Below are 12,236 nucleotides of genomic sequence, written 5' to 3'. Positions count from 1 at the left end.
CGCCTCCGGGAGCTATGGGTGAATCCAATTGAGCACCGCCTCAGCCTGCCGCCCCGCCTCGATTGACTGCTTCCGGTTGACCACGGCCACGCCGCTGAGGATAAGCGCGTAACCGCTTCCGGTGGTTCTGACAGCATGAACGAGCAGATCATGGTTCGCGATACCTGTCGCATCAAACAGGAATTCGAGCTGTACTTGGTCATCTACCCTTACAGTCACTCGCCACAGAAAACGTGGAAGTTCCTTATACAAGGACTCGCGAGGATCTATCCCCCAGGATAGGTAGTCTTCACGCACAGAGGTTTTGTAGTCGCTGGCCGTGGTCAGGTAGATATCCCACTCGGCTCTAGACACTTGAGGCATCAGCCGAACGCGCACACCCTCAGCGATGCGATCCAGCTCCAGCATTGCGTCGTGGATCTCGGAGTAGGGAATCCGAATCTTGTGGTAAAGCGGCAAGAGCACGAAGCCGATGTCCGCATACACATTGTTCTGCCATGACGTTTTCAGAATTCCCTCTTCGCTTGGCAAGCCTAAGGCTGCATCAGCTGCCGTGGGCCAAGACATGCGAGCGAACGGGCCTACCTGATCATCATGGCCATACAGCTTGTCAATCCGTCCAGACCTGAGCTGAAAGCCTGTGTCTACATGAGATTGTGGAGGTGTATCCGGCAGCGAGAATCCAGTAACAGCTACCGCGTGCTGCCCTATCGACTCGAAGCCGCCGTCTTTCCATACCTTCAGCGAGCACACGAGGACGCAAGGGATTCTTCCCCTTAGAAAGGCGTACGCTACGCCATTCAAGCCGTGACGATCTTTGGTGCCCACCACCACGGGTTCAAGTCCCACCCGGCGAACTGCATAAGCCATCTGGCTCGCGGTCAGACCGGCATTGGGGAACGCCCTGGCACTGGCCACAACGATGTTTTCCGGCATGTGCTCGCCAGCCCAGTTGGTAATCTCCACAGGAGGCGGGATGCTGTGCTGGAAGAGCTTGCCTGTCCCCTGAAAGCACGACCACAGCGCGCTCGTCGCACAGGCGGCCACAACCGTGTCCTGCTCCTGGTAGGCGAGACTCTGCACCTCTAGTCGCAAGCCAAACAGGTGCACTTCGTAGGTACGCAGGCTGGGAAAAAATCTACGGCCGTTATCGGATGGATACGTCTTCAGGCAGGTTCGACCGACCACCGATTGCGGCAGCGGCTTAACGACGACAAATCCAAGGTAGCTTGCTTGGAGCTGTTGCTCCGAAAGCAGGTCGCTGCCACCCGCCAGAAACGCGTCAAAGTCGTCTTCGGTAAACTCGATATCGAAGAAGTGAAGGCGATGCGTGCGCCTTGGGTAATCACGAAAACAACGGTCGTAGTAGGCCGCATAGTCTTCAAGATAATCCCGGTCGATATAATTCTCTTCCACGACAATGGTCTTGGCCTTGAGCTCGTGGAAGTATTCTTCGAAGTAAATTCGGTGCAGCTTCTGTTTGACCTCACCGTATGTCGTGAAGGTCGAACCGTTAACGAAGCATTGGATGAGCGTTCCAATAGCGTAGGGGCGAACTGCAAAAGCCAATTACGACCCCTACATCAAGGTGATGGGGCGATGGAGTTCCTCGCGGCCAACCTCGCGTGACTCATTGAGTTTATCAATGGCTCGTTTGGCTTCCGCTGCCGCATCAAGGATCTGCCTGTAGGCTTCGTCTGACTCGAGCCAGCGCATGACCGCCTCATCGAAACCCGCTAAGCGGGGAGTAGCAAGCTGTCGCTTGTTCATGTCCAATCCTAGGAGATGGGGCTTTTTGCCCTTTAAGGTTATCTGCTGCTGTCTACTTAGGTCAAGTCGGCCTGAGTTTACCGAATTTGGACAACCCCCTCCGCAGCCAGCCCAGCTGACAAGTCGACTCGGCGCTTCTGGCTTCGCACAGGAGCCATGCTCCCGATGACTCCTGTGCGAGCAACATTCGACGTAATCAGATTGAGACCGGCGCTGCAATGTGGGGGTGTGGCTCGTACCCGACCAGCTCGAAGTCCTCGAAGGTGTAGTCATAGATGCTAGCCGGCTTGCGCTTGATCACAAGCTTGGGCAGCGGCCTGGGCTCGCGGGTCAGCTGAAGCTTCACCTGCTCTAGGTGGTTCAGGTAGATGTGCGCATCACTCATGGTCACAACAATCTCGCCAACGCCCAGGTCACACTGCTGAGCCAGCATGTGCGTCAGGGTCGCGAGGGACGCGCAGTTATACGGCCAACCCAGGAACAGGTCTGACGAGCGGATCAGCAGGTGCGCAGAGAGCTTGTTGTTGGCGACGTAGAACTGATACAGCAGATGGCATGGGGGCAGAGCCATCTTTCCGTTCTTCACGTTTTCCTGTGCGCTAACCTTCTCGTCAGGCAAATACTCGACGTTCCAGCCATGGAACAGGATTCGACGGCTATTTGGATTGTTCTTCAGCGTATCAACGACGTAGTCAATCTGGTTGATGGTCTTGCCGTCCTTTGTCGGCCATTGAGTCCACTGCTTGCCATAGATCGGGCCGAGATCGCCGTCTTCGGTTGCCCACTCATCCCAGATGCTGACGCCGTTTTCCTTTAGCCATTTGGTATTCGTGTCGCCCTTCAGGAACCAGAGCAGCTCATTCACGATGCCTTTGAAGTGCAGCTTCTTGGTAGTCAGAAGGGGGAAACCTTCCTCCAGGTTATGACGAAACTGCCGACCAAACACACTGATGGTACCAGTGCCTGTTCGGTCGCCTTTTTGGACACCGCTCTCTAGTACATCCGAAAGAAGCTCTTGGTAAGCCTTCATTTTGAACCCTCTAAATTTGAATTTATTAAATCGAGCGCGTCACGCAATTTTTTGATCTCAATCTCTTGCTCTTTGACTTTTGCGCGCTCTTCATCAATCTTCTTAACGTAGAAATCCCTTGATTCACGAATCGAATTTAGCCGCTTCTCCAGTGTAAAAAGCGAACTTTCAGAATCCTGAAATCTGTTAAACCAATAAAGAACCTCTAAACGACTCTTTTCTAATCGATTCATTAGAATGGTCTTAGGATCTTGCTTCTTCTCGGCTTTTACTTTTTGAGCAAGTACTTCTACTCGCCGGCTATCCTTGATTGCCTCAAGGCGTTCTAGCGGCCATTTACGTTGCCGAATGGTATTTCGGTGGATACCAGTAATTCGGCTGAGCTCCGCCGCTGTAGGCTTTAACGAATTGTCTTTCGCGATCCGCAGGATGCCCTCAGCGAGTGCGTCAGTGTTCCTATCAAAGTCAATCCGGTTTTTTTCATCGAAAGCTTGGCCTGTCATACTTCGACCTCTTCGCCCAAGTACTCCAAAACTCCTTTCGCTTCATTCATGGCGGCCCGAATTTCTTCTTCCCGTTTTTCCGAAACGGGCGACATCAGCGCCAGGTGGTTTTGGACGTAGATTTCCCTCCACTTCGGCGCATTGGCCTTTGTCACCACCGCATTCTTGCAACGGTTCGGGTTGCAGCGGAGCGATCCAATGCAAGGAAGGGACTCATCGAAATCCTCTTTCCGACCACCGTAGCAAAACCCTTGCCCGACGTTAATAACGGCAAGGCGCTTCTTGACCATCTGAGCAAAGATTTCGTCCTTCGTGTGCCCGGCGGCCATGTAGCCATCGAACACCTTCTTGAGGCGCGTCCTATGGCCTTCGGCATTAGGCCCGGCGTAGCTTCCATCCGGGTCGCAGAAATTCTCAACGTATTCCCGATCTGCCAAGTCACGCGGGGATTGCCCACCTGACCGACCTCCTTTCGAAAGGATGTCAGCAATCGCACCATAGCCAAGGGTGACTTCGCTGAAGGCCTTGTTCTGGCCTGCGGCCCCGATCAGATCCCCGAAATGCTTGAGCTGATAGGAGATGAAGGGCAGTCCCAGCTCAGCCCTCGCCATCTGGTACGCAAGCGTGTGACGAAGCGTGTAGGGCGAGAATTCCAGAGATTCGTATTCCTCGTCCGAGAGAATTTCCATGAAAAAGTTGCTGAACTGATGCGTTATTCCGGTCGAGCCCATCGAACTGGGAGTTGCCCCCTGGGCCACAGTATCCACATTCGAGAACAGGTAAGGATTCTGCTTAATCTTTGCGATGAACTGGGCGGCTCGAATGGCATCTCGCACAATTGGGATAGCGATCCACTTATCATCGAAAAGCTTAGAAAGGTTTTGGCGATGCTTGATGATATTACTGACAACCAGCCAATAACCACTCTCTTCCTCAAGACAAGTGTCAACCAGGATATCTGATAGCTCAGATGGGCGCATGCCCGTGTACTGCGCCACAAGATAACAAGCGCTATACGAAACAAAATTAATATAAAGCCTGAATTCATTATCCAGATCAGTTTCGCTGAGCCCCTGCAAGTACAAAGAGTTTTTAAAGCGCCCCTCAAATTTTTCCGAATAGAATTCAGGCCAGACATCATCAAGTGCCGCCTCCAAGCCATTCGTATCGTAACCCTTTCGCCGCAAGCGCAGAGCTACGTAAAGATTAAACTTATAGCGCGTCAACCCCTGCCCGGCAGCCAAAGAGTACCCTTTAGCATTACGACGTCCGAGGGTGTCTAAATCCAGAATCGTTTCACCCAAAGCATCCAGAAAATCGACAACTGCATACGATGCTTCTCGCGATCCTTTCTCGAAAATGTCGTTTGGCAAAATACGGTAGGCTTTCTCAGACTCGCTCGACTCTTTTGCTCTTTTTGCCCAGACCAGTGCATCCAGTTCGACATACGGTAGTGATTCACCAAAAACATGCTCGCACAGAAACGGTGATCTCAGGACATTAAAGAACTGTCGGATATCTGGCCCATAGGCAAATGGATGCACAGCGGCTGCATCTCGATATGACCCCGCATCAAAATAGGCCACTCCATGATGCTCACTCTCAAAGAAATCATCGGTCAGAATTTTTCGAGCCTGAGCCGACATAGTATTGAGATAATGCAACCCAGACTTAAAGACAGCTATCGCGGTATTTGCCTTAAGGGACTTACCGCTAGTCATGAAAGTCTTGAAACTTGAGGGCATCTTGAGGCGGCAGAATAGAGCAATCTTTACCTCAAGTAGCGCAAGCTGATTAAGATTCTGGAACTGCCCAAAGTCAATGCGTAGCTTGGGGCCTTGAACATTGCGAGCTGCATTTGGTTCATCAGCGTTGAAATCCCAGACCTGATCACCAATCGTCGACAGCTTACTTACAGGCAATGCCAGCAGGCTTTCGTACCACGCAAGCATCCTGAGCGAGTCCGCATTGTGTTGACCAGCAGCTTGACTAATCCCATTGAGAACATGGTGGATAGCATGGCGCCACTGCCTAAACTCAATAACTTTTGACATCAAAAATTCGGTCATAGCACAACCCCTTCTACCAGAATGTTTGTTTCAACATTCTCTGAAAGCCGCTCTGCCTGTGACAGTTCATCCGCCGAGAAGTCGGAAGTTTCCGGATCCAAAATTGAGTTTAGGATATCCATATTTTCCAAGATCACTTCCCCATATGGGGTATCCAGCACACGGTTTACCTCAATCATGCGTTGGTAGTCTCTTCGCATCGCGAAAAGCTCTGGAAGGTGGGAGACCGTAATAATGCTATTACTGCATGACAGGCATTTATTCAAAAGCGTGCAAGGTTTACTGGGATCATAGCCTTTCAGATTTTTAATAAAATCTGGTGGATCGAACACATTCCTGCACGTGACCAGGCCCGTTCTAATAGAGGTGTGCTCGCTCGGGGCCTCAACCGTTCGGGTCGGTATGATTACCGGCGCTTCATCCAATGTCCCCTGATGCATATCATGCAGCGCTTTGTTCAGCATTTTTCGCGCAGTCAGGTTGAAATCCATGCGATCCAGATAAGCCAACGTAGTTCTAATGCTTTTATGACCAAGCAGCACTTGGATCTCACGAATGGAGACGCCTTTCTCTACTAACTCACTAATGAAGCTAGGTCTGAATCGTGATGCCGATAGCTTAAGTGCGCTACCATCGTCGTCCAACAATCCATGATCAGCTGATAGGTCAGCAAAAATTCTACTGATCATGGTATTGGCGGACGCCTCAACCGAGTCAATGACGCCAAACTTCCTGGTCGAACTGGATCGATAGATGAATAGCTTATTCTTTACGTGCTCCGGGGCTAAAGCTCGAATGTTTCTTGTGAGATACTTAACATCCTCAAAAATCTGTTTGACGACGCGCCCCTGAGAACTTGTCAGCCACGTGATTTCCGCATGAAATAGATCGAGGTGGTACATTTTCTCACCACCAGACCTTTCTTTCCAATAAAGCAAGCAAGGTCTATCGGTCAGGTCGTGGCTCTCAATAAAGTCATCCAACTCAAGCCCTATGAGCGAATCTGCATTAAGCCCCGTAACTTGTGCGAGTCGAGCCATATAAGGCGCTAGCACCCTCCCGTCCACCTGATAAAGGTAGCCCCAACTCCGATACACCTGATTGATCGACTTATCCGAAGAGTCAATTATTCTCAGGAAGGCTTTATGATATTTGTTATTACTGTCTGCGGTTGCATATCCTATTGGCTCGCACCCTAATTTGTTCTCAAATATCCATCGAGCATTATCAAGCGTGGCCGAATCACGAGGCATCCTGCCATTTTTATCCAGCGGATCCTCACCCACGTGGCTAACCACATAGGGATGTGCTAGTTGGTTGGTATCTTCAATCTCGCGAAGAATTGCTTCCGATATCCTGCTGCGCACTGCGGTGGAGTATGGCCTATACATATCGGTTTCACGCACAACATCGAAACCTTCCGCAGCCATGAAACTCTCCACCCCGAAACCTTCAATCTGAAGCACCCGATTCATCATTATCCGGGCGGAGCTCATCATCGTATTGCAATGGCTGGTCGAAAGGGCACGCTCAATGATTCTCTGTTCGAGATAGCCCCTGAACCGAGGTAGTGTGTATGCAGTCACAAGCTCCGTTATGGCCTCCATTCCACTGAAGCCAGCAGACGCCAGATAGCTGCACATGTTTTTAAATGCCTCGATAAAATTACTTTGCCCGGAATGGCTGCTGCTGTTCATTGAAGAGGCGCTAAATATGTGCAGCAAATGATTGAACGGCTCTTCCTCCGTGACGCCAACAATATCGGTGAGGGTATTGATAGGCACCCTCCTCAACTCTCTAAACTTCTCACTAACCGATTTATTTTTCTCTACGGGCTTTTCTAGCGCCGCACGACGTTGCTTAACAGTTTTGTATTCACTATCAAGCACTCCTAGTGACCTTAGGTCATCAAGGATATCATTAAATGTTTCTCGAACTAATCCATATATATGTCGAGCACTAGAGAATCCAGAAAGCTCCTCAATGTCCTCTAGGTAACCACGAACTTTTATAGTGTTCGCTGTAACGGGGATCAGTTTTTTCTCGTCAGAGGACATACCCTCGTACCAGGCGAGCAGCCGTCGCCTCCATTCGCAGGCACCAGACGGGTGTCCCGGTACGATAATTCCTTGCTCGCGCATTGCCTCCAATACGGGAGCAAACTGGTTAATCCTTTTCCATACTGTCGACTCACTTAACTTGGTCTGTTCAGCCAGGTAAGACGATGACAAGCACGCCTCACGACCTTGGCCTAGACGCACTGTTAGGAGTGTCTCGCGATCATCTGTGGCACGTGCCACCCACGCCTCGATGACAGCATCAACTTCTGCGGGACGTATTCTTCTGGTCACTTCACTGCCCCCGCATCAATTCGCAGGCGGGTTTGCTTGACGAGCTCTTCCATCTCACCGGCTTTGGTCTTGCTTTCGGAGCCCGGACGGAGAAGCTTTTGATAAAGGTCGTACGGGATCTGGGTATAGATCTCGGAGGTCGAAAGCCGCGCATGACCTAACGACTTCTGGACAGCGACCAAGCGATCCAAATGATCCTTGCCGATGTCGGGGCTACGAAGTAGGGAGTAGGCGTTGCCATGACGCAGCTTGTGCGGAGAGATTTTCTTGGCAATCCGCATCTTCGCCAGTGCACGTTCGGACACCCGATCCAGGAGCTTCGTGACGGAATTTGGGGTGTAAGAAGTGCCTTCGGCATTCAGAAATGCAGGTGTCTCCTCCGCCTTGCCGAACTGACTCCTGTACATCTTATATAGCGGGGAGGAGTGGTACTTCCTTACCCGCTGCAAGGTTGCTCGGCAAACCAGCGTAGTCCGGGGTTTAATTTTGTCAGCGAGCCCCTTGCTACCTGCGATGTAGAGAGGGCAGTAATCAGCGTTGATGGGCTCCTCCACACCCGGTGAAATGAAGAGGGTGTTCTGAAAGTTCAGAGCGTCGTCGATGGCAGCCAGCGTCACTCGCGGCACCTCGGAGCGCCGGATTCCTGTGTCGTAGATGAACTGGAGAAGGCACCGTTCGCGCTCGCTTTCGGTCGCCAGAATCAGTTGCTTCAGGTCTGCCAGGGTGCAGGCCTGGACGAGCTTGCTGTTTGGCCGTCGCGTCAACAGACCGTTGAAGTAGGGATTGGGGGCTTCCCGGGGAGCAGGGACGTCATCTACGCCACGGCACAGGTACTTGTTGAAGAACGCCATCAGGGACGAATCCCTATTTCGCACCGTTTTCTCGGATAGCTCCTCGATTTCGCGCAGGTGAGCGAAGTATTCCTCAAGAACGTGGGTGCGAGCCTCCAGGTAAGCCAAGTCGCGCTCACAGCCGGCGAATTCCCGGCGCCCCATCAGGTACTCGTGGAAATACCCTAGGTTCTTCCCATACGTCAGACCGGACTGATAGGACATAAGGCCGTTCCTGAACTCATGCGAGAGGAACCCGGAAACCAAGGGCAGTAGGCGCTCCTCGTCGTCGAAGACACCCGCGCCTGTGAGCGCCTGCGCACCCACAACCAAAGGCTCACCAGATCCTCCCTCCCCAAGGGTTGGAGACTCGCTGAGATCCAAAGCCTTGGCCCGCACCGCTAGAACCTTCATTTTTACTTCCCCTCCACCTGAGCGCGTGCACTATACAGAATGTGCATTTTTCACGCGGCACAATAATTATGCTCGGAAGGGAAATTTTTTTACGCAGCCATCACGTACTGTGCGTTTTTCTTGAGGGGGCGTAAAAGGAAGATGTCGGCCGAGCGCTGGTACAGCTGGCAGGAGAGCTTGCCGTCGGCCACATAGAACTGGAACAGCGCATGGCAGGGCGGCAGCGCCATCTCGTCCACCAGGGCCGGGTTCCAGGCGGAGACGATCAGCCGGCGCGAGTCCGGGTTCTTCTTGATCATCTCCACCACCTTGGCGATCTGGTCGATCGACTCGCCGTTCGGGGCCGGCCAGGAACGCCACTGGTAACCGTAGACCGGCCCCAGGTTGCCCTCTTCGTCCGCCCACTCGTCCCAGATGGAGACGCCGTTGTCCTTCAGGTACTTGATATTGGTATCACCCTGGAGGAACCACAGCAGCTCGTGGACGATGGATTTCAGGTGGCACTTCTTGGTGGTCACCAGGGGAAAGCCCTCGGCCAGGTCGAAGCGCATCTGGTGGCCGAACACGCTGTAGGTGCCGGTGCCGGTGCGGTCGCTCTTGAAGGCGCCGGTCTCGCGCACGCGGCGCATCAGATCGAGATACTGTTTCATCAGACGGCTCCTTGGGCGGCCTGGCGGCGGTGGGCCCAGACGATCAGGGCGATGCCGCCGACGATCATCGGCAGGCAGAGGACCTGGCCCATGGTCAGCCAGCCGAAGGCCAGGTAACCGAGCTGGGCGTCAGGTACGCGGACGAACTCCACCGCGAAGCGGAAAATGCCGTAAAACAACGCGAACATGCCGGAAACCGCCATGGTCGGACGGGGTTTGCGCGAGTAGAACCAGAGGATGGCGAACAGCGCCACGCCTTCCAGGGCGAACTGGTACAGCTGCGACGGATGGCGCGGCAGCTGCGCCGGGTCGGTGGGGAAGATCATCGCCCAGGGCAGGTCGGTGGCCTTGCCCCAGAGCTCGGCGTTGATGAAGTTGCCGATGCGGCCGGCGCCCAGGCCGATGGGCACCAGGGGCGCGATGAAGTCCATCAGCTGGAAGAAACTCTTGTTGTTGCGCTTGCCGAACCAGAGGGTGGCCAGCATCACGCCGATCAGGCCGCCGTGGAAGGACATGCCACCCTTCCAGACCTCGAAGATCAGCAGGGGATTGGCGATGTAGGCCGACAGGTCATAGAACAGCACATAGCCCAGGCGGCCACCGGCGATCACGCCGAGGGCGACCCAGAACACCAGGTCGGAAAGCTTTTCCTTCGTCCAGGTCGGGTCGAAGGCCTTCAGCCGGCGCGAAGCCAGCCACCATGCGCCACCGATGCCGATCAGGTACATCAGGCCGTACCAGTGGATCTTCAGCGGGCCGATGGCCAGGGCCACCGGATCGATCTGGGGATAAGCCAGCATCACAGCTCCTTAGATCAGGAAGTTCAGGCCCACTGCCAGCAGCAGCAGGGCGAACAGGCGCTTCAGCAGGCGCGGCGACAGCCGGTGGGCCAGGCGCGCGCCGAAGCGGGCAAAGAACATACTGGTGACGGCGATGCCCACCAGCGCCGGAAGGTAGACGAAACCCAGGCTATAGGGCGGCAGGTGCGCATCCTTCCAGCCCAGCACCATGAACGACAGCGCGCTCGCCGCGGCGATGGGCAGGCCGCAGGCCGCGGATGTGGCCACCGCCTGCTGGATGGGCACGCTGCGCCAGGTGAGGAAGGGCACGGTCAGCGATCCGCCACCTATGCCGAATATCGCCGAAGCCCAGCCGATCGTCGCGCCGGCCAGGGTCAGTCCCGGCTTGCCTGGGACATCGCGGCTGGCCGTGGGTTTCAGGTCCAGGCCCATCTGCACTGCAACAAGTATGGCGAAGATGCCGATGATCTTCTGCAGCATCGGTCCCTGGATCGCGGCCGCGGTCAGGGAGCCGAGGCCGGCGCCGACGAGGATGCCGACGGCCATCCAGGTGAACACCGGCCAGCGCACCGCCCCCCTGCGGTGATGCTCGCGCACCGAGTTGACCGAAGTGAAGATGATGGTCGCCAGGGAGGTGCCCACGGCCAGGTGGGTGAGGATGTCGGGGGCGAATCCTTGGGCGGTGAAACTGAACACCAGCACCGGCACGATGATCATGCCGCCGCCAACGCCGAACAACCCGGCCAGCACGCCCGCACAGGCGCCAAGCACCAGGTAGAGCAGGAATTCCATGGACACCCCCGAAAACAAAGCGGCATGTTAACGGAAGGCCGATTCCCACTCCACCTGGGGCGATGGACGCTTGCCGGAAGCTGCCGAAAACCCGGAAGAAAACTCCGCGCAGCTGATGTAGTTTTCCTCCCGACTGCTAAACTCCGGCTCATAAAAAGGAGACGACTCCATGTGCCTGATCGTATTCGCATGGCGCCCTGGACACGAAGTCCCGCTGGTGCTCGCCGCAAACCGTGATGAATTCTATGCACGTCCCACCCTTCCCATGGCGAAATGGGAAGACGCGCCCGGCGTGATTGCCGGCCGCGACCTGGAGGCCGGAGGTACCTGGCTCGGCGCCGGGCCCGGAGGCCGCTTCGCCGCCCTCACCAACATCCGCGACCCGCGCACGCCCCCGGTGGGCCGCACCCGCGGCGAGCTCTGCGTGCAGTTCCTGCGTGGCAACATGGGGCCGGGCGAGTTCCTCGAGGACGCCCTGCGCCGCGCCGGCGACTATTCCGGCTTCAACCTGCTGGTGGGGGACGACCGCGAGCTGTGGTTCCTCAACCCGCGCAGCGGCGGCCCGATCAATCTCAGGCCGGGCATCTACGGCGTCTCCAACGCCGACCTGGACACCCCCTGGCCCAAGGTCGAGCGCGGCAAGGCGGCCATCGCCGAGTGCCTGAACCCACCGTCCACCGACGCCCTGCTGAACCTGCTGCATGATCCCGAGCAGGCGCCAGACCATATCCTGCCGGAGACCGGCGTGGGGCTGAACACCGAGCGCATGCTCTCCAGCGTGTTCATCGCCACCCGCACCTATGGCACCCGCGCCAGCTCGGCGCTGATCGTCCGCGCCGACGGCAGCCGCGAACTGGTGGAGCGCAGCTACGGCCCCTACGGCGCCAAGCTGGGCGACGTGCGCCTCGAACTGCGGGGCTGAACTCGCCGGAGGCATCTCTGACTGTAGGGGCGATTTCAATCGCCAGGCGGACCGCAGGTTCGCTCCTCGGCCTCGAATGGGGCGGCTATGCCGCCCTTGGCGAAT

The 12,236-nt window shown here is 55.4% G+C and carries 11 protein-coding genes; 1 reads left to right on the top strand and 10 read right to left on the bottom strand.

Features of this window, described 5'->3' with window-relative positions:
- Positions 1 to 12: 12 nt before the first annotated feature.
- The 10 genes from ACFPU0_RS04645 to ACFPU0_RS04600 form a co-directional block, all read right to left on the bottom strand.
- Positions 13 to 1,569: a hypothetical protein gene (locus ACFPU0_RS04645; RefSeq protein ID WP_377691613.1), complete on the bottom strand. Its 1,557-nt coding sequence runs from the start codon at positions 1,567 to 1,569 to the stop codon at positions 13 to 15.
- A 9-nt stretch (positions 1,570 to 1,578) separates the two neighbouring features.
- A complete protein-coding gene (locus tag ACFPU0_RS04640) occupies positions 1,579 to 1,770 on the bottom strand; it encodes a hypothetical protein (RefSeq protein ID WP_377691612.1) in 192 nt (63 codons plus the stop codon).
- Positions 1,771 to 1,966: 196 nt separating this feature from the next.
- Positions 1,967 to 2,800, bottom strand: a complete 834-nt coding sequence (locus tag ACFPU0_RS04635; RefSeq protein WP_377691611.1) for a thymidylate synthase — start codon at positions 2,798 to 2,800, stop codon at positions 1,967 to 1,969.
- Complete coding sequence (locus ACFPU0_RS04630) at positions 2,797 to 3,303, bottom strand: hypothetical protein (RefSeq protein ID WP_377691610.1); 507 nt, start codon at positions 3,301 to 3,303, stop codon at positions 2,797 to 2,799. The genes ACFPU0_RS04635 and ACFPU0_RS04630 overlap by 4 nt, the downstream gene beginning before the upstream one ends.
- On the bottom strand, positions 3,300 to 5,372 hold the full coding sequence (locus ACFPU0_RS04625; RefSeq protein WP_377691609.1) for a tyrosine-type recombinase/integrase: 2,073 nt from the start codon (positions 5,370 to 5,372) through the stop codon (positions 3,300 to 3,302). Before ACFPU0_RS04625 ends, ACFPU0_RS04630 begins: the two co-directional genes overlap by 4 nt.
- Complete coding sequence (locus ACFPU0_RS04620) at positions 5,369 to 7,429, bottom strand: site-specific integrase (RefSeq protein ID WP_377691608.1); 2,061 nt, start codon at positions 7,427 to 7,429, stop codon at positions 5,369 to 5,371. The genes ACFPU0_RS04625 and ACFPU0_RS04620 overlap by 4 nt, the downstream gene beginning before the upstream one ends.
- Before the next feature lie 290 nt (positions 7,430 to 7,719).
- Complete coding sequence (locus tag ACFPU0_RS04615; protein WP_377691607.1) at positions 7,720 to 8,967, bottom strand: tyrosine-type recombinase/integrase; 1,248 nt, start codon at positions 8,965 to 8,967, stop codon at positions 7,720 to 7,722.
- 89 nt (positions 8,968 to 9,056) lie between these two features.
- Complete coding sequence (locus tag ACFPU0_RS04610; protein WP_377691606.1) at positions 9,057 to 9,617, bottom strand: thymidylate synthase; 561 nt, start codon at positions 9,615 to 9,617, stop codon at positions 9,057 to 9,059.
- Positions 9,617 to 10,417: a prolipoprotein diacylglyceryl transferase gene (lgt, locus tag ACFPU0_RS04605; RefSeq protein WP_377691605.1), complete on the bottom strand. Its 801-nt coding sequence runs from the start codon at positions 10,415 to 10,417 to the stop codon at positions 9,617 to 9,619. The genes ACFPU0_RS04610 and lgt overlap by 1 nt, the downstream gene beginning before the upstream one ends.
- A gap of 9 nt (positions 10,418 to 10,426) precedes the next feature.
- Positions 10,427 to 11,209, bottom strand: a complete 783-nt coding sequence (locus ACFPU0_RS04600; protein ID WP_377691604.1) for a sulfite exporter TauE/SafE family protein — start codon at positions 11,207 to 11,209, stop codon at positions 10,427 to 10,429.
- A 169-nt stretch (positions 11,210 to 11,378) separates the two neighbouring features.
- Between ACFPU0_RS04600 and ACFPU0_RS04595 the strand changes: the two genes are divergently transcribed.
- A complete protein-coding gene (locus tag ACFPU0_RS04595) occupies positions 11,379 to 12,131 on the top strand; it encodes an NRDE family protein (RefSeq protein ID WP_377691603.1) in 753 nt (250 codons plus the stop codon).
- Positions 12,132 to 12,236 lie beyond the last annotated feature (105 nt).

This window comes from Pseudomonas sp. GCM10022186 (genome assembly GCF_042656385.1).
In the GTDB taxonomy this organism is placed as follows: domain Bacteria; phylum Pseudomonadota; class Gammaproteobacteria; order Pseudomonadales; family Pseudomonadaceae; genus Metapseudomonas.
This window is presented reverse-complemented; position numbering and strand designations above follow the sequence as displayed.